This is a genomic window from Amycolatopsis sp. AA4, from assembly GCF_002796545.1.
Lineage (GTDB): Bacteria > Actinomycetota > Actinomycetes > Mycobacteriales > Pseudonocardiaceae > Amycolatopsis.
Genome location: NZ_CP024894.1, coordinates 4,738,006 through 4,755,282, shown reverse-complemented (window position 1 = coordinate 4,755,282; position 17,277 = coordinate 4,738,006). Strand labels below are relative to the sequence as shown.

At 70.6% G+C, this 17,277-nt stretch carries 15 protein-coding genes and 1 pseudogene; 9 read left to right on the top strand and 7 right to left on the bottom strand.

Annotation, left to right across the window (positions count from 1 at the left end; all coding sequences use genetic code 11):
* Positions 1 to 64 precede the first annotated feature (64 nt).
* Positions 65 to 1,222 carry an NAD-dependent epimerase/dehydratase family protein gene (locus tag CU254_RS22115; RefSeq protein ID WP_037714456.1) on the bottom strand — a complete coding sequence of 386 codons (1,158 nt, stop codon included), beginning with the start codon at positions 1,220 to 1,222 and terminating at the stop codon, positions 65 to 67.
* 188 nt (positions 1,223 to 1,410) lie between these two features.
* On the opposite strand from CU254_RS22115, the gene CU254_RS22110 reads away from it, so the two are divergent.
* Entirely contained in the window at positions 1,411 to 1,917 is a 507-nt protein-coding gene (locus CU254_RS22110) for a GtrA family protein (RefSeq protein WP_037714454.1), read from the top strand.
* On the opposite strand, the gene CU254_RS22105 is transcribed toward CU254_RS22110, so the two are convergent.
* Entirely contained in the window at positions 1,847 to 4,021 is a 2,175-nt protein-coding gene (locus tag CU254_RS22105; RefSeq protein ID WP_037714452.1) for a glycosyltransferase family 2 protein, read from the bottom strand. The two genes, CU254_RS22110 and CU254_RS22105, sit on opposite strands and share 71 nt — an antisense overlap.
* Entirely contained in the window at positions 4,018 to 4,962 is a 945-nt protein-coding gene (locus CU254_RS22100) for an NAD(P)-dependent oxidoreductase (protein WP_009079511.1), read from the bottom strand. Before CU254_RS22100 ends, CU254_RS22105 begins: the two co-directional genes overlap by 4 nt.
* 234 nt (positions 4,963 to 5,196) lie before the next feature.
* Here CU254_RS22100 and CU254_RS22095 point away from each other — a divergent pair, with 234 nt between their 5' ends.
* The 3 genes from CU254_RS22095 (at position 5,197) to CU254_RS22085 (ending at position 7,335) form a co-directional block, all read left to right on the top strand.
* The gene (locus CU254_RS22095) at positions 5,197 to 5,640 is read left to right on the top strand and encodes a hypothetical protein (RefSeq protein WP_009079510.1); all 444 of its coding nucleotides are present in this window, start codon (positions 5,197 to 5,199) and stop codon (positions 5,638 to 5,640) included.
* 101 nt (positions 5,641 to 5,741) lie between these two features.
* Complete coding sequence (locus CU254_RS22090; RefSeq protein ID WP_009079509.1) at positions 5,742 to 6,245, top strand: hypothetical protein; 504 nt, start codon at positions 5,742 to 5,744, stop codon at positions 6,243 to 6,245.
* A gap of 7 nt (positions 6,246 to 6,252) precedes the next feature.
* Positions 6,253 to 7,335, top strand: coding sequence for an MAB_1171c family putative transporter (locus CU254_RS22085; RefSeq protein ID WP_009079507.1), 1,083 nt, complete (start codon positions 6,253 to 6,255; stop codon positions 7,333 to 7,335).
* Here CU254_RS22085 and CU254_RS22080 read toward each other — a convergent pair.
* Positions 7,277 to 7,798, bottom strand: a complete 522-nt coding sequence (locus CU254_RS22080; protein WP_037714446.1) for a 2'-5' RNA ligase family protein — start codon at positions 7,796 to 7,798, stop codon at positions 7,277 to 7,279. The genes CU254_RS22085 and CU254_RS22080 overlap by 59 nt on opposite strands.
* A gap of 456 nt (positions 7,799 to 8,254) precedes the next feature.
* Here CU254_RS22080 and CU254_RS22075 point away from each other — a divergent pair, with 456 nt between their 5' ends.
* From CU254_RS22075 to CU254_RS22065, 3 genes are all read left to right on the top strand, one after another.
* The gene (locus CU254_RS22075; protein WP_009079503.1) at positions 8,255 to 9,055 is read left to right on the top strand and encodes an alpha/beta fold hydrolase; all 801 of its coding nucleotides are present in this window, start codon (positions 8,255 to 8,257) and stop codon (positions 9,053 to 9,055) included.
* 523 nt (positions 9,056 to 9,578) lie between these two features.
* Positions 9,579 to 11,105, top strand: a complete 1,527-nt coding sequence (locus tag CU254_RS22070) for a CehA/McbA family metallohydrolase (RefSeq protein WP_009079501.1) — start codon at positions 9,579 to 9,581, stop codon at positions 11,103 to 11,105.
* A gap of 94 nt (positions 11,106 to 11,199) precedes the next feature.
* Positions 11,200 to 12,015: a hypothetical protein gene (locus CU254_RS22065; RefSeq protein ID WP_037714444.1), complete on the top strand. Its 816-nt coding sequence runs from the start codon at positions 11,200 to 11,202 to the stop codon at positions 12,013 to 12,015.
* A gap of 318 nt (positions 12,016 to 12,333) precedes the next feature.
* Here CU254_RS22065 and CU254_RS45000 read toward each other — a convergent pair.
* The 3 genes and pseudogenes from CU254_RS45000 to CU254_RS22050 all read right to left on the bottom strand — a co-directional run.
* Positions 12,334 to 12,666, bottom strand: a pseudogene (locus CU254_RS45000) (class I SAM-dependent methyltransferase); the annotation flags it as partial.
* A 49-nt stretch (positions 12,667 to 12,715) separates the two neighbouring features.
* Positions 12,716 to 13,645, bottom strand: a complete 930-nt coding sequence (locus CU254_RS22055) for a serine protease (protein ID WP_037714440.1) — start codon at positions 13,643 to 13,645, stop codon at positions 12,716 to 12,718.
* Positions 13,646 to 14,445: 800 nt separating this feature from the next.
* The gene (locus CU254_RS22050; protein ID WP_100266844.1) at positions 14,446 to 14,943 is read right to left on the bottom strand and encodes a hypothetical protein; all 498 of its coding nucleotides are present in this window, start codon (positions 14,941 to 14,943) and stop codon (positions 14,446 to 14,448) included.
* Between the two features lie 180 nt (positions 14,944 to 15,123).
* On the opposite strand from CU254_RS22050, the gene CU254_RS22045 reads away from it, so the two are divergent.
* Both CU254_RS22045 and CU254_RS22040 read left to right on the top strand, forming a co-directional pair.
* Positions 15,124 to 15,795: a GntR family transcriptional regulator gene (locus tag CU254_RS22045; protein ID WP_009079497.1), complete on the top strand. Its 672-nt coding sequence runs from the start codon at positions 15,124 to 15,126 to the stop codon at positions 15,793 to 15,795.
* Positions 15,796 to 15,858: 63 nt separating this feature from the next.
* Positions 15,859 to 17,271, top strand: a complete 1,413-nt coding sequence (locus tag CU254_RS22040) for an aldehyde dehydrogenase family protein (RefSeq protein WP_009079496.1) — start codon at positions 15,859 to 15,861, stop codon at positions 17,269 to 17,271.
* The last annotated feature ends 6 nt before the right edge of the window (positions 17,272 to 17,277 follow it).

The window sequence follows — 17,277 nt, the reverse complement described above, 5'->3', positions numbered from 1 at the left end:
TGACTCGAAGAGCATCCCACCCCCCACCGACAATTTCCGGCACGGCGGGGGAGAGCAGCGGAAATCAGGACGTTTCGACCGCTCCGCGCCAGCGCACCGTCGGACGCAGCCGCTCGTCGTTCACCCGGTGCTTGTTCGCGCCGACGATGTCGAACATCGACTCGATCAGCGTGTCCGACAGCAGATGCGGCTCCAGCCCCAGTTCGACGAGCCCGGTGTGCTTGACGTTGTAGTAGTGCTCGGGCTGCTCCACCCGCGGGTTTTCCAGGTTCTCGATCTGCACCGGCCCGGGGAAGCGGTCGGCGACGACCTCGGCGATCCGGCGCACCGACATGCTCTCGGTCATCTGGTTGAACACCCGGAACTCGCCGCGTTCGGCCGGGTTCTCGACGGCCAGCCGGATGCACTCGACGGTGTCGCGGATGTCGATCAGCCCGCGCGTCTGCCCGCCCTTGCCGTACACCGTGAGCGGCTGCCCCAGCACAGCCTGGATGACGAACCGGTTGAGCACCGTGCCGAACACCGCGTCGTAGTCGAACCGCGTGGCCAGCCTCGGGTCGAGCGCGGTCTGCGGCGTCTGCTGGCCGTACACCACGCCCTGGTTGAGGTCGGTCGCGCGCAGGTCCCAGATCCGGCACGCGAACTCGATGTTGTGCGAATCGTGCACCTTCGACAGGTGGTAGAACGACCCCGGCTTCTTCGGGTAGAGCATCCGGTCGCGGCGGCCGTTGTGCTCGACCTCGAGCCAGCCTTCCTCGATGTCGATGTTCGGGGTCCCGTACTCGCCCATCGTGCCCAGTTTGACCAGGTGGATGTCCGGGTCGATCTCGGCGATCGCGTACAGCAGGTTGAGGTTGCCGACGACGTTGTTGTGCTGCGTGTAGACGGCGTGCTCGCGGTCGATCATCGAGTACGGCGCGGACCGCTGCTCGGCGAAATGCACGATCGCGGACGGACGGAATCCGCGCACCGCGCCGAACAGGAACTCCGCGTCGAGCAGGTCGCCCTCGTAGCGTTCGATGCGCTTGCCGGACACCGCGTGCCACGCGTCGACGCGGGTGCTCAGGTCCTCGATGGGGACGAGGCTCTCGGCGCCGAGCTCGACGTCGTACTGGCGCCGCGCGAAGTTGTCCAGAACCGCCACTTCGTGGCCTTTGTCCGACAAGTGAAGCGCAGTGGGCCAGCCGAGGTAGCCGTCACCGCCCAGAACCAGCACTCGCATCCGGAGCACCCTTTCCTTTCGTCTTCGCGACAGGCACGGCCTTTCGTTCTACACGAAGCCCGGTGTCGCGGTGGCAGATCCGAACCTAATCGCCCGCCGCTGATCGTCGGCTGGCAGTCAGCTGTGAATCCGCTGTGGGCCGGGGGGCCGCGCGGCGGAGCCGGCGGCCCGAGGGGAGACTGAGGACTATGACGACGGTAACCAACCCGGCGAACCCCCGCACGACGGAGGAATCGCCCAAGCCGCGCCGCCGCGGCCTGGTCCGGTTCGTCCGCGCGGCCGCCAGTTCGGTGGCCGCGACCCTGCTCAGCCAGGCCGCGCTGATCGCGGTGCTCGCCGCCGGCGGGGCTCCCTGGCTGGCCAGCGCGTGCGCGTTCGCGGCCGGGGCGGTGCTGAACTTCTTCCTGACCCGCCGCTGGGTGTGGGGCCGCCGCGGCCGTCCCGAACCGGTCCGCGAGCTGCTGCCCTACGTCCTCGTCATCTCGCTCGGCGGCCTCGCCTCGGTCGGCCTGACCACGCTCGCCGGGCACCTGCTCGCGCCGCTGCACCTGCCGCATTTCTGGTGGGTCGTGCTGCTCGACGCGGCGTACGTGCTCAGCTACGCGCTGGTGTTCGTCGCGAAGTTCACGATGCTCGACCGGTTCGTTTTCGACCGCGGCGCAGCACGTACCCGCGCCACCACGTCCCTGTCATGACCCGCGCGTAGTTCGCGCCGTACACGACGCTGCCGCCCTTTTTGCTCTTGCCCGCTTTGCGCAGCCGCATGCTCATCGGCCGTTCGAGCACGCGCGCGCCTCGCGCGGTCGCGCCCAACAGCAGTTCCGACGACTGGTACTGCGGTTCGTTCAGCGGGATCGCGCACGCGAGTTCCGCGCGCAGCGAACGGAATCCGAACGACGTGTCGGTGATCCGCCGCCAGGTCAGCACCGACGCGAGCCACGCGAACACGCGCACGCCGACCCAGCGCATCCGGCTGTCGGCCTCTTCGTGCCCCAGCCGCCGGGAGCCCGTCACGAAATCCGCGGTGCCGTCGAGCAGCGGCGCGACGAGTTCGGCCATTTCGCTGTTGTCGTACTGGCCGTCGCCGTCGGTCGTGACGATGTACTTCGCGCCGTTCTCGGCCGCGAGGTGGTACCCGAGGCGCAGCGCGGCGCCTTGACCGCGGTTAGTCGGCGCGACGCACACGTACGCGCCATGGTCTTCCGCGATGGCCGCAGTGTTGTCCGTACCGCCGTCTACGACCACCAGGACGTCTACTGGCAGTCCGAGACATTCGTCCGGCATCTTCTCCAGCACCTGGCCGATGCCGTCGGCTTCGTTGTACGCAGCGATCACCACGGTCAGCTCGGACAGCTTCGCGCCGGGATGCCGGTCGTGGAAGTCCGCGATCGCGCCTTCGTCGACAGCGTCCGGGTAACTGCCGAGACGCCGGTGGCTGGCGACGGTGAGCGTGGTGAACCCGAGCGCCCCGGCGACCGGCAGCAGCACGAGCGCGGGAAGCTGGTAGCGCCAGGAAAACTCGAACACCGCGGACCCGAACAGCAGGAACAACCCGGTGCCCGCGGCGAACAACGCCCCGCCGCGCGCCGGGTGCCGGGGTTTCTTGCGCCGCAGCACGGTCAGCAGGCCGAGCAGCGCGAAGAACCCGAGCACCGCGCCGGGCACGAACCCGCCGTTGAGCTGGTAGCCGCGCAGGAACGCCGCGATCGGTTCGTCGACCTGGGGATCCGTGCCGTCGAACTGCTGCGTGACCGCCTTGACCGCGGCGGGTTCGGCGAATTCCGGATAAGCGAGCTGGAACTGCCACCGGTCGATCGGCACGTCGGTGGGTGCGGTGTAGCGGGTGAACTGGAAGCTCTTGCCGAAGTCGCCGAGGATCGCCGTCGCGACGTCCCACCACTGCGCTTTCAGCGTGGTCATCGCGAATTCGTGCGCCAGCGCGCCCTTGTCCGCGCCGGGCGGCAGCGGGCCGGGCCACGCCGGGTCGAGGTCGGCGTGCGTGTAGTTGTCGACCAGCCGGTTCTCGACCGGTTCGGTGGGGCAGAACGGCCGCACGGCGGGGTCGAGCCGCAGTTTCGCGCAGTCCGCGACCGCGGCGGTGCGGCCGTAGAGCATGCTGCCCGACGGTCCGCTCAGGCCCCAATTCCCGGTCTCCGCCTTGACTTTCGCCGCGTACGGGACGACCACGGCGAGGATCGCCAGCAGCCCGGCGCCCGCGTTGCGCCAACCGCGCCAGGTGCGCCAAGCGCTGCCCGCGGCGAGCACGTACAGCAGGAACGGCGCGGCGATCGTGACGCCGATCAGCCGCACCAGCACGCCGAACCCGACCACCAGCCCGGCCAGCGCGATCCGCCGCCAGTTCGGTTTTCCCTTGGCCAGCACCAGCCACAGCAGCCCGAACAGCAGTGCCTCGAACAGCACCTCGGCCATGATGTTCTGCTCGATCTGCACCTGGTAGGCGTCGAGCAGCAGCGGCGCGGCGGCCAGCGCGCCGACCCAGTTGCGCGCGCCGAGCCGCCGGGCCAGCGCGTAGCTCCCGACCGCGATCGCCAGCCCGGCGAGGTGCTGCACGGCGGCGACGAAAGACAGCCCGCCGACCGCGAGCAGCGGTTTCAGCAGCAGGTCGTAGCCGACCGGGTTGATCCCGTCGGCGCGCAGGCCCTGCAGATTGTCCAGGTACCGGAAGGAATCGATGTACAGCAGCGCGGGCCGGTAGGCGAGCCAGGCCAGCACCCGCAGCGTGATTCCCGCGGCGAGGAGCACCAGCAGGAACGCGTGGCGGCGGAGGAATCCGGTCACGGCGCCTCGGCCCGGTCCAGTCCGGAGAAGTACTTCCACGCCGTGGCGAGACCGTCGGCGAGGCTGATTTCCGGGCGGTAGCCGATGGTTTCCGCGCTCGCCGACACGTCCACGACCACTGCGGGCATCTCGCCGGCGGGCGCGGGCACGTGCTCCACGGGCAGCTCGGCCCCGGTCACCGCGCGCACGGTCTCGACCATTTCCAGCACTGACACCGAATGTCCGGCCCCGACGATCGCGCGGCCGGTGTAGCCGCTCTCGTACGCGAGCGCGATCGCACGCACGACGTCGTCTACGTGCACGAGGTCGCGACGCTGCTCGCCGGTGCCGTACACCCGCACGCCTTCATTATTCAACGCCGCGCGCATCATCCGCGGGACGAAGCTGTCTTTATGCGACATGCCGGGCCCGTACACGTTGGTGAAGCGCAGCGCGCACGTCGTGATGCTGTACGCGCCCGCGTAGCCCGACAGGAGCATCTCGCAGGCCGCTTTCGTGGCGCCGTATGGCGTAAGCGGCTTCGTGGGCAGGTCGACCGTGATGGTGTTAGTGCCGACATCGCCGATCACTGCGTTCGTGGACGCGAGGATGAAGCGCGGCACCTCGCGTACGCGACACAGTTCGAGAAGTTCTTGTGTCACGGCGACGTTCTCCGCGTACGTGTCGCGCGGCAGCTCTACGGACTTCAGTACGGACGTCAGCGCGGCAAGGTGCACGATTCCGCCGACGCCTTCCTCGACAGCCGCTTCGCGGGTCTCGGCGTCGCGCAGGTCTCCGACGACGACGCGCACTCCCTCGTCCGTCGTCTCGTAGCGCACGCGGTCCACGACTGTGACCGGATAACCGCGCTCACGGAACGCGCGCACGACAGCGCGGCCGATGAAGCCGCTGCCGCCGGTGACGACGACGGGTGTCCTTTCGGGACTGTGGGGGAGTGTCATGGCGCACAACCTACCTCCGCAGCCTGTGCGGCACTTGTGCGTCCCTCGCTCGACCAGGAGCGGGCAGGCGCGGGACCGCGTGCGGGCACCCCCAGCGACCGCACGCGGATCCCGGTGTTTAGTTTTCTAAACGATGCGCGGGCCGAGTGTATCCGTAACGGGACGGCTGGTGTCAAGTTTTCGAGACGGTTATGCTGGACGCTGTTACGGAGACGGAACGGTGGTGGGGGCGGCATGGCCGAGCAGGACCAGGAGCGCAGCTTCGCGGAACGGCTGGCGCACCTGATCGCGACCGTGCACCCGCCGGACCGCAAGCCCTACTCCTACCGCGAGATCGCCCAGGGCGTCGCCGACGTGACCGGCGTCAGCATGTCGGCCACGCACGTCCAGCAGCTGGCTGTCGGCGCGCGGCGCGACCCGAAGCGGTCGCACATCCAGGCGCTCGCGCGGTTCTTCGGCGTGCCGGTCACCTATTTCTTCGACGACGAGGTCGCCGGCCGGGTCGACGAGCAGGTCGCCGACGTGGTCGCCTGGCGCGACACCCAGGCCCGCGAGCTGGCGCAGCGCGCGATGCGGCTGTCCGAGCGCGACCGGCGGACCGTCGCCGCCCTGATGGACCAGCTCGGCAGCTACGCCGAGGGACGCGAGCGCACCCGGCGCGGACGCAAGCCCGAGTGATCCGGGCGGCTATGCTGGCGGCGGCCGGAGCGTCGGGGACCCCCTGGTGCACCAGGCTGGTCCAGCCGCCGATCGCCTCGGGAGGGGACATCGACCCGACCGTGCGAACGCGCGCCCGCGACCGGGTGCGCGACCTGCTGCGGCACGTGCCCGCCCCGCGGCCGTGGTCGATGAACGCGTGGATCGACCGGCTGGAACGGCACCGCGGCCGCGACATCGACCTGGTCGCGGTCGACTACGCGCCCGGCCAGCCCTCCGGCGCGTGGCAGCGGCACGACGACTACGACCTGATCGCGTACGCGGCGGGCACGTCGTCGCTGCACCAGGACCACATCATCGCCCACGAAATCGCCCATCTGCTGTGCGAGCACCGCGGCGAATGCGTGCTCGTCGACGCCGAAGCGGCGACGCTCGCGCCGGATCTCAGCGCGCACCTGCTGTCGCATTTGCTGACCCGTGTCACCACGAATGCCGACGAATACGAAGCGGAGCTCATCGCCGTGTTCCTGATGAGCGCCGCCACGGCGGACGGCGCCCCATTGCGTCCCGGCGCGTCCGGACCGGCTGCGGATCGCGCGCGGCGTTTCGCGTCGCTGCTCGGGTAGTGCGCGAATGATCGACGTTCTGTTCTTCGGCGTCGGCCTGCTCGCCGTCGCGACCGGGATCTGGCGCGCGGTGCGAGCGCGGCGGACCGGTGCGGGCTCGGGGCTCGCGATCAGCCTGATCGCCCTCGGCATCGCGTTGTGCTTGCTCGCCGACAGTGCGCAGGCGATCGAGAGCCAGCTGTACCCGAGCCTTGGCCGGCTGCTGTCGAACCTCGCGACCATGGTGGCCGCGTACGGGATCGAAGTGACTGTCGCGGAGATCGGTGGCGTGGCAGAGCGTCGGCGGCGCGCACGGCTCGGGGTGTTGATTGTCGCGCTCGTCGTGCTCACTGCGTCGTTCTTCGCGACGCGCGGGCTGCCGACGGGCGTAGGGCTCTTCGACGCGCTGTACCGGTCGAATCCGACACTGGTCGTATACATCGTCGTGTACACGCTGTACCTGGGCTTCGCGGTGGCGGACATCGCCGTGGTGTCGGCTGGGGCAGTGCGCGCGGGTACCGGCGCGCTGCGGGCCGGGCTGGGCATCATGCTGCTGGCCTGTGTGTTCGCTTTCGCTTATCTGGTCGGCAAGATCGTCGATCTGATCAGCGGACTGACCGCCGAGCATCCGGCCCCGAAGCTGTGCCGCGGCGCGTTTTCGACGGTTCGGTGCACGCTCGCGGTCGGCTTTCCGGCGTTATCGGTGCTGCTGATCGTCGTGGGGCTGACGGTGCCCGCGTTGCCCGCGTTGGGGCGGGCGGTGCGCGACGCGCGTACGCGGGCGGCGTTGCGGCCGTTGCGGGAGCACCTGGCTTCGCGGTACCCCGACATCGTCCGTCTTGACGACGCGTCGGGGACCGGCCGGGAGCGGTTGCTGACGATGATGAGCGAGATCAACGACGGGTTGCTGTTGTCCGGGGTCGGGCCTGATGCGTCGCCGACCGCGGCTGCGCAGGTGGTGCGCAGTTCGGGGCCGGTGCCGGACGAGCCCGCGGAACCGCCGGTGCTGCCCCAGGAGACGGCTTTCGCGGCCGAGGTCGCCCGGCTGCGGGCTATCGCGCAGGCGTTCCGAGCGGAGCCGACAGCCGGAGCTGCCAACCCTGCTCCGTGAGCACGACGAGGTGCAGCGTTTCCGCCCGGGCGGTGACCGGCAGCGCCGCTCGGGCTCGTTCGGCGACCTCGGCGCGCTGGTCGTCGGTGCCGCCGAGGGCGATCGTCAGGTGTGCTGGCGGGTGCGCGCCGAAGCGGCCGCCGTACGGGGGCGTGTCGGGCCAGCGGTCGCACACGGCGTCGGCGAGGGGCTGCAGCGCGGGGGCGGCCGCGGCGACGAATCCGGGCGCGGCGACCAGGTCGGCGAGTTGCACGTCTGTCGCGGGGAAGCTGGCGGCGAGCTGGCTGATGTCGGCGCTGGTCCGGTCGGTGAGCCGGTCGGCGGGCAGGAACGGGTACAGCGCCGTGACGTGCGGCGGGAGGCCGGGACGGACGAGTCTGGGGTCGACAGCCGCGGCGGTTTCGAGCAGGACGGCGGCGGAGGGGAGCGTGACGACGAGCGCGCTGGTTCCGGGCGTGGGCACGGCCCCGATCCTGCCGGACTCCCCGCCGCGGCGCACCGGAAGGGCCCGCTCGGGGCGGAGAGGAAAGGCAACCCTTTCTTTTCTGCTTCTTCCGGGGAATTCGGCTGAACCGAACCCTAAGTTTTCCCCAAGTCCGCCGACGGCGATTCTTCGCGGTCCTACACTCGGTGGATGAAGATCGTCCTATGGACCGCATTGTGCGGATTGTGCGCCGTCACCGGCCACGTGCTCCTGGGCGTCGTGGCAGGTTTCCTTCTGCTGGCTTGCGTTCCGAACCGTCCCGCTCCGGGGCGGCCGGCGCCCGAAAGGGAATTGATCAGCTCCCGCGGCTGACTTTCCGGCGAATTCGCCCGGAAATTGCCGCCGGGCGCCCGGCGGAGCCCCCTCCCGCCCGCCGGAGTCCCGGAATTGTCGGTGCCGTGCGGTACAACGGTGGCCGGCGAACAGGGAGGAACGATGCATTGCGTCGAACACGGTTCCGGCACGCCCGTGCTGGCCGTCCACGGCTGGATGCCGGACCACCGCCTGATGACCGGCTGCCTCGAGCCGGTTTTCGCGCGGCGGCCCGGATTCCGGCGGATCTACCCGGATCTGCCCGGGATGGGCGAATCGCCCGCCGGGTCCGCGCGCGGGTCGGACGACCTTCTCGCGGCGCTGGAGGACCTGGTGGACGACCTGATCGGGGACGAGCCGTTCCTGCTGGTGGGGGAGTCGTACGGCGGTTACCTGGCGCGCGGGCTCACGCGGGCGCGGCCCGGGCAGGTGGCCGGCTTGGCGCTGGTGTGCCCGGTCGGCCGCCCGGTGCCGGTGCTCGAGAGGGACGTGCCGGACCACGAGGTGCTGCGCGCCGATCCGGAGCTGCTGGCGGGTCTCGACCCGGCGGAGGCGGCGGAGTACGGGGAGATCGCGGTGGTCCAGTCCGCGGAGACGCTGGCGCGGTTCCGCGCGGACGTGGCGCCGGGCCTGGCGGTCGCGGACCGGGCCGCGCTGCAGCGGATGCTGGCGGGCTGGCCGCTGTCGGTCGATCCGGAAAGCGGTCCGGAGTACCGGAAACCGGCGCTGATCGTGTGCGGGCGGCAGGACTCGTCTACGGGATTCGCGGAGTCGTACGGATTGCTGGGGCACTACCCGCGGGCGAGTTACGCGGTGCTCGACCGGGCGGGGCACAACCTGCAGTTCGAGCAGCCGGTGCTGTTCGAGGCGTTGGTGGAGGAGTGGCTGGACCGCGTGGTGGAGGGGAGTGGTGCGGCGGAGTGAGGGCGGTGGCGCGGTTCGTGGTGCGGTGGCGGGAGTTCGGCATCCCGGGCGGCTGTTCCGTACTTTGTGGGCCCGGGCGCGCGGCTCGGCGGGATGCGGAGTGGACGGCGGCCCCGGCGAGTCGCTGAGTGCGGTTCGCCGTGCCATGGCGTGCGGTGATGGCGGTCGGTGATTTCCTTGTGCCGCATGCGGTCCTGCCTCTCGCGATGCGCGGGTCGGTGTGGCGTTGGGGACGGTGCGGGGCGGGGCGCACGGCCGCGTGCGGTTTGTCGTGCCATGGCGGCAAGGTGTCGTTCGGCTGGTTTGTGCGTGGCATGCGGTTGTGCGCCCAGTGATGCCCAGGTTCCGCTGGGGCTGGGGGAAGTGCGCGCGGGTGGTCAGGTGCTGTTCCGTTGCGCGGTCCGGCGGGGTGCGGGAGCGGACAGCGGACGAGGCGAGTCGCCGAGTGTTCACCGCAGCGTCGTTGAAGGGGGTGGTCCCGGCGGTTAGCGTCGGCGCGACTTCTTTGCTGCGGAGGTAGGGCATGTCCACTGGGGAACTCAACCGGCGCAACCTGTTCCGGGCCGGCGGCGTCGTCGCCGCGGGGGCGGCGATGAGCATGGTGCCGGGCGTCTCGTTCGCGGCGCCCGCGCCCGGCGACGGGCAGCAGACGAAGACCGTCACCGGCACCTTTCGCCCGGACGTGCCCGACTGGTACTACCTCCCGGTCGACGTGCCGCGCGGGGTGAAGCAGATCGACGTCGTCTACTCCTACGACCGGCCGTCGGTGCCCGCCGGGACGCGCGGAAATGCTTGCGACATCGGGATGTTCGGCCCGGAGGGGCACGAACTGGGCACGCGGCGCGGCTTCCGCGGCTGGTCCGGCGGCTTCCGCGACCGGTTCTCGATCAGCGCCGCCGAGGCGACGCCCGGGTACCTCGCCGGGCCGATCACGCCCGGCCGCTGGCACGTGATCCTCGGCCCGTACACGGTCGCTCCGCAGGGGCTGAACTACCGCGTGGACATCACGCTGACCTTCGGCCGGGACACCGCGAAGCCGTTCCAGCCGAACCCGGCCCCGGAGACCGCGCCGGCGCGCGATCGCGGCCGGTCCTGGTACCGCGGCGACTCGCACCTGCACACCGTCCACTCCGACGGCAGGCGCACGCCCGAGCAGCTGGTCGCGGACGCGCGGGCGGCCGGGCTGGACTTCATCGTGTCCACCGACCACAACACGTCCAGCTCGCAGCTGGTGTGGGGCAACTACGCCACCGACGACCTGCTGATCCTGAACGGCGAGGAGGTCACCACGCGGTCCGGGCACTGGCCGGCGATCGGCGTCCCGGCCGGCACGTGGATCGACTGGCGCTACCGGGCTTCCGACCCGCGCGACTTCCGCCGGTTCACCGACCAGGTGCACCGGGCGGGCGGCCTGGTCACCGCCGCGCACCCGTTCGCGAACTGCTTCGGCTGCACCTACGAATTCGCCTACGAGATCGCCGACCTCGTCGAGGTCTGGAACGGCCCGTGGACCCCGGACGACGACGCGAGCGTCACGCACTGGGACGGCCTGCTGCGCGGCGGCCGGTGGATCCCGGCGATCGGCGATTCCGACGCGCACAACCCGGACCACACCGTGGCGCTCCCGCACACCGTCGTCCAGGCGGACCGGCTCGGCCGCGCCGAACTGCTCGCCGGGCTCAAGGCAGGCCGGTCGTGGCTCGCCGAATCGAAGGACGTGCAGCTCGACTTCTCGGTCTCCGGAGCGGGGCGTACCGCGGGCATCGGCGGACGGCTCGTCGCCGGCACTGGCACGCCGATCGAGGTGCGCGCGGTCGTTCGCGGAGTGCCGGGCACGACCGTGACGTTCCTCGACCAGCTCGGGCCGGAGCACAGCGAGACCGTCCCGGAGTCCGGCGCCGCGACCGTCACGTGGACGACGTACCCGCGCTACAGCCGCTGGGTCCGCGTCGAGGTGCGGCGTCCGTCGGGCGGCCCGAAGACGACGACGCCAAACGCCATGGTCGCCATGTCGAACCCGATCTTCCTGGGCCCCGCCGACGCGGGCTGACCTGACCCGAGCGTCTCGCGGCCGGGCCGCCCGGGCAGACTGTGCACTTAAAGTGGGCAGTGGGGAAGGGCGGGCACGAGTGCGCGGGTGTGGCGTGCGAGCGGCGATCCTGGCGGTCGTCGTGGCGCTCGCGGCGGTGGTCGTCGTGGTGGTCATGTTCTCGAGCAGTGACGAGGTGAAGACCCCCGGCTGCACGGTCGCGTTGCCGAAGGGGCCGAACGACGCGTCCGCGCCGCAGTACACGCTGCAACCGGAACCGATGAACAACGCCGCGATCATCGCCGCGGTCGGGATCAAGCAGGGCCTGCCCTCGCACGCGGTCACGGTCGCCCTCGCGACCGCCCTGCAGGAGTCGAAACTGCGCAACCTGAGCGGCGGCGACCGGGATTCGATCGGCCTGTTCCAGCAGCGCCCCAGCCAAGGCTGGGGCACTCCCGACCAGCTTCAGGACCCGGTGTACTCGGCGACGGAGTTCTACAAGAAACTCGCGAAACTCGACAACTGGCAGACCATTCCGATCACCGAGGCCGCGCAGGCGGTGCAGCGCTCAGGCGCCCCCGACGCGTACGCCCAGTGGGAAGACGAGGCCACCGCACTGACCGGTGCGCTGACCGGCCAGTACCCCGCGGCGCTGACCTGCCGGAACCTGACGCTGAACCCGCCGGCGAACCTGGTGACGGTCGCGAACGCCGAACTCGGCACGGCCCGCTTGAGCGGCGCGCACCCGGCCGCGGAGGGCTGGCGGATCGCGAGCTGGCTGGTCGCGCGCGCGGCGAGGCTGGGCGTGGACCGGGTGAGCTTCGCCGGTCAGACGTGGACGGCCGAGTCGGGCGCGTGGGCCCCCGATGACAAGGCCGGGCAGAATCTCTCGCTGCACCAGGCCCCGGCTGCGCCGCCCAGCTCCAGCTGATTGGCGGGGCAGCCCTCCGCGGTCGAGGATTCTGCGCATCGCATCGAAAGTGGGCACCCTCGTCGTGCAAAGACTGGAGAGCGGGATCCTCGCCTGGGGCGAGCGCCGTTGCTTCTTCCCGCATCGCACGTTTCGCCGCCCGCCGTTGCGGACGACCACTTTCGGTGTCGACCGCCCGGATTCGTGCCGGGAACGCGCTCGTCCGCTCGATCGACGGCCTCCCACGTCGTCAGCGCGACGCGTCCGCCCGGACGGTGCACTCGGCGCATCTCCCCGAATAACTACGCGGTCGCCGGGAATTCGATCAACGCACACGATCCCGTCCACTGATTCGGATGGCACGGTCGTGTCGGCGAGGCCGCCCGGAAAGAACTGTGCGTCTCCGGGATCGAATCGTTGAGCCAGACGACGGGCTTGGTCGATTGCCGCCCGCGCGAAATCGGCACCGATCAACCGCGTGCCGGTTCGGGAAGCGATCTCCGGGCCGTATCCGCCGCGCCCGCATGCAAGATCCAGCAGTCGGTTTCCCGGTTCACGCCGCAGCGCCTCGACGGCTTCCGCGATGCCGTCCCAGGTGAGCGGGCTGCTCGACAGTCCAGATGCCGCTGGTGGATGTCGTCGTGGGCGGCGCTGTCTCGCAGGTGCGAGCATCGCAGCCTTCCGCCAGCCCGTTCCCGTCGACAGAACCGTACGCGGAGAGTCAGCTGATCGCGGAGCGGTAGAGCTGGTCGATGTCGTCGTCGAAGTAGGCGCTGTAGGAGACGTCCGGGGTGGCGCCGCCGGTTTGGTAGCCGCCGATGGCGCCGATGACGGTGCCGGTTCCGGTGTTCGGGTCCTCGTTGATGACCCAGGGTCCGCCGCTGGTGCCGTCGGGGAAGCCGGGGCAGGCGACGCGTTGCTGGTAGGTGTCGGACTGGGTCGTGGTGCCGGTGCAGACGACCGGCTGTTCGGTGCCGTCGGGGTAGCCGGTGAGGGTGATCGTGTGCGAGAACCCTTGGTTCGTGCCCAGCTGGTTGGCGCCGGTGAGGCTTTCGAGGCTCGCGGAACCGGGCTGGGCGACCTTGAGGAACGCGAAGTCGAGGTCCTGGTCGGACGAGGATTTCCACCCGTCGGCGACGACCGCGGCGGTGACCTGCCAGGTGCCGTAGGGGGCGAGGCCGTCGTGGTAGCCGGGTTTGAAGGTGACGCCGGAAATGTCGCCGCTGACGCAGTGCGCGGCGGTGAGGAGCAGGTCGCCGGCCGGGCTGTGCACCACGCTGGCCGAGCAGAAGTGGTTGCCGCCGGAGAACAACGCGCCGACGGTCGGGCTGGCCGTCGCGGTCGCCGGAGCCGCAGGCGCCGGGTTCGCGGGCGTCGCCGAGTTCGCCGGCGCTGCCGGGCTCGCGGGGGCCGCCGGGGTGGCAGGCGCCGCCGAGTTCGCAGGCGTCGTCGGGGTGCTGCCGGAGGAGAGGTTCGTCCCGGAGCCGCCGGAACCCCCGCCGGTCGAGACGGCCGGGGTGCCGACGCCGCTCGGCTGGACGGCCGGGCCGGTGACGTCAGCGGTGTCGACGACGGCGTTGGCGCCGCCGGTCGCGACGATCGCCGCCGCCGCGCAAACGACCAGCGCTGTCCGGGAAACGTTGACTCTCACGCTTCAAGATGACCATGCCGACGCCCGCCAGGCATCCCGTGCGGCCGGATGCACAGCAACCTCACAGCGCTCGCACATCCGCTCACAGCAGGGGATTCGGCCGCGGGCGCGCGAGATTTTCCACCCTCGCGGGGGTGGTCCGCGGGGTGCTCGGAGGTGCAGTTCGCCTCCCAACCCACCACATCCGCATCGGGCGGCGCGGTGTGCCACCGGCCAGCCTGGGGACTGGCTGGTGGCCTGCCCCCGGTGGGTAGGGCGCAGCACGCTGTCTCGCCCGCGGTTGTCGGCGTTGGTGGGCTCTGATCGTGGACCAGTCTGGGGCATTGGCGGGTCCCCGTCTTGCGGTGCAGGCAGCACGGAGGAGAACGCAGGGCCGAGCCGGAGGCCGTCCGCGTGGGCGGAGTGGCCGCGGTCAGTCCGGGATCGGCTCGGCTGCCTGGTCCGCCGCCGGTCCGGGTGATGACTCCGGAACGAAGGGGCGACCGTCCGAGCTGGTACACACTCCTTTCCCCGATAGGGCTGTTTCCCGCAGGCGGGTTCCTGGTCGCTCAGCCGTTGACGTCGGCAAGTGCGATCTCTGGACAGGGCCGTTGATCATTCGCGTCGGCAGCACGCCTGAGACGTCGGCGGCGTCCTCTCCAGGCGGCAGGCGGCAGGCGGCGATTGCCGGTCCGGTCGTCGGCCACCGACCGGACCGGCAATCGCCGCGAATCGCGCGAGCGACGGCCGGGACTGCTGGGCTTACCTGGCCACCAGCGCCTCCGGGCCGGAGCGAGTCACTCGGGTGCCGCGGGGTTTCGTCATGGTTGCCCACCCGCCGCGGGGCCGTGGGTGACCAGCAGGGTCACGCCTGATTCTCCGTCGCAGTCGACCATCACCGGGCCCACTCCGTCGCCGATCTTCGTCGTGAGTAGCGCGGTGGCCTTGAAGGACTCCGGGTTCGCGTCGACGATCTTGACGTCCTTCAGGATCTGGTGGCCGGGATAGCCGCCGATCACCTTCTTCAGGCCTTTTCCTCCGCCGCAGTCGCCGGTGATCGTGACGTCCCCGCCGGGGGCGGCCGGGTTCGGGTCGACCTTCACGGTCGCTCGGGCGCCCTCCGGCGGCTGTTCGGCGGCGGGCGGCTGGGCGACACCGGCACCGGCACCGGCAGCAGCACCGACACTGGCAGGCGGAGCCGGATGGGCGCCGGGCGAAGCGGCGGCCACTCCGATCGTTCCGCCCGCGACGACGGCCGCGGCGAGTGCCGTGCCTGCGGCCAGCCGGCCGTGGCGCAGGATCGAAGACTTCAGTGACATTCGGTTTCCCTCCCTCGGAGTGTCCATTGAGGACACCGTGCGGTTCACCCGTGCACGGGTTCGTCCGGATAGTCGACGCGACCCCTCCCGCAGGTTCTCTCCGGCACGAAAAGTGACGGGGGTCACACAAGACAGAAAAGGCTACGATGGCGAGAAACCCAACGCTGGCGGGGAGTTTTCGTGACAGTGGCCGGAGAAGCGCGCGAACGGCTGAGTCCGCGGGTCGCCAAGCAGGTGCGCGACCTGATCCTCACCGGCGCGGTCCGCGGCGGCGAGCGGCTGCGGACCGAGCATCTGGCGGAGCGGCTCGGCGTCAGCGCGACCCCGGTCCGCGAGGCGTTGATGGCCCTCGCGGGCGAGGGCATGGTGGATTTCCGTCCAGGGCGCGGATTCCGGGTGATCCCGGTGACCCGCCGGGACGTCGTGGACGTCTACGCGATGCAGGCCTACGTCTCCGGCGAACTGGCCGCGCGGGCGGCGGAGGCCTTCGACCCGGCGGGGCTGGCGCGGCTGGACGATCTCCAGCGCGAGATCGAGAAAACGGTCCGCGAAGGCGACCTCGACGCGACCGAGCGGGCCGATTTCGCGTTGCACCGCATGGTGAATCACGCTGCGGCCGCGCCGAAGTTCACCTGGATGCTGTCGTTGACGCTCCGGTACGTGCCGTTTTCGGCGTACGCGGACATCCCCGGCTGGCCGCTGCTCGCGCGCGACGACCACGATCGGGTGCTCGCCGCGCTGAACGAGCGCAAGCCGGAAGCGGCCCGGGAAGCGATGGCGGCGCACATCCGCGAGGCGGGCGACCTGCTGGTCGACTTCCTCGCGGCGCAGGGCGTCCTCGCGGCGCACTAGACAGTCGGAGCGTTTTCTATAGAATCCGGCGGCGAGGAGAGAACCTAGGTCGGAGGAGACTCGGTGGCTGAACGCGACGTGCTGTACATCGGCGGCGAATGGGTCCGTTCGGACGGGAAATCCACGATCCCGGTGGAAAATCCGGCCACCGAGCAGGTACAGGCGCACGTCCCGGAGGGCACGGCCGCGGACGTCGACCGGGCGGTCCGGGCGGCGCGCGAGGCGTTTCCGGCGTGGGCGGAGACCAGCCGGGCGGACCGTGCGGAGCTGCTCCGCAAACTTCTCGACGGGCTGGCGAAACGAGCCGACGAGATCGGCGAGACGATCGCGAAGGACGTCGGGACTCCGTTGCGGATCGCGACCCGGATCCAGGCCGCGCTGCCGCAGACCGACGTGCAGACGTACGTCGACCTGCTCGGCCAGGAGGAGCCCGAGGAGAAAATCGGCAACTCGCTGATCGTGCGCGAACCGGCGGGCGTGGTGGCGGCGATCACGCCGTGGAACTACCCGCTGCACCAGATCACCTGCAAGATCGCGCCCGCGCTGGCGGCGGGCTGCACCGTCGTGGTGAAGCCGAGCGAGGTCGCGCCGCTGAGCGCGTACCAGCTGTTCGACGCGATCCACGAGGCCGGTTTCCCGCCGGGCGTGGTCAATCTCGTCACCGGGTACGGGCCGGAGGTCGGCGAGGCGCTGGCGACGCATCCGGAGGTGGACGTCGTGTCGTTCACCGGTTCGGTGCGCGCCGGGACGCGGGTCGCGGAGCTGGCGGCGCGCACGGTCAAGCGCGTGACGCTGGAGCTGGGCGGCAAGTCCGCCAACGTGATCCTCGACGACGCGGACCTCGCGACGGCGGTCAAGGTCGGCGTCTCCAACGCGTTCCTCAACGGCGGCCAGACCTGCACGGCGTGGACGCGCATGCTCGTCCCGCGCGAGAAGCACGACGAAGCGGCGGCGCTTGCGAAGACGTTCGCCGAAGGGTTCACGACGGGCGATCCGCTGGACCCCAAGACCAAGCTCGGCCCGCTGGTGAGCGCGGCACAGCGCGACCGCGTGCGCGGGTACATCGAAAAGGGCATCGCCGAGGGCGCGACTCTGGTGACGGGCGGCGTCGAAGCTCCTGCGGACACAGGCTACTTCGTCGCACCGACAGTTTTCGCGGGCGTCGACCCGGATTCGACGATCGCGCAGGAAGAGATCTTCGGCCCGGTGCTGTCGATCATCCCGTTCGACGACGAGGAAGACGCGCTGCGGATCGCCAACAACTCCCGCTACGGCCTGCACGGCGCGGTGTGGGCGGCCGACCAGGACCGCGCGCTGGCCTTCGCGCGCAAGGTCCGGACCGGGCAGATCGACGTGAACGGCGGGGCCTTCAACCCGCTGGCCCCGTTCGGCGGGTACAAGCAGTCCGGTCTCGGCCGCGAGATGGGCCGCGCTGCGCTCGACGAGTTCACCGAGCTCAAATCCATCCAGCTCTAGCCCGAT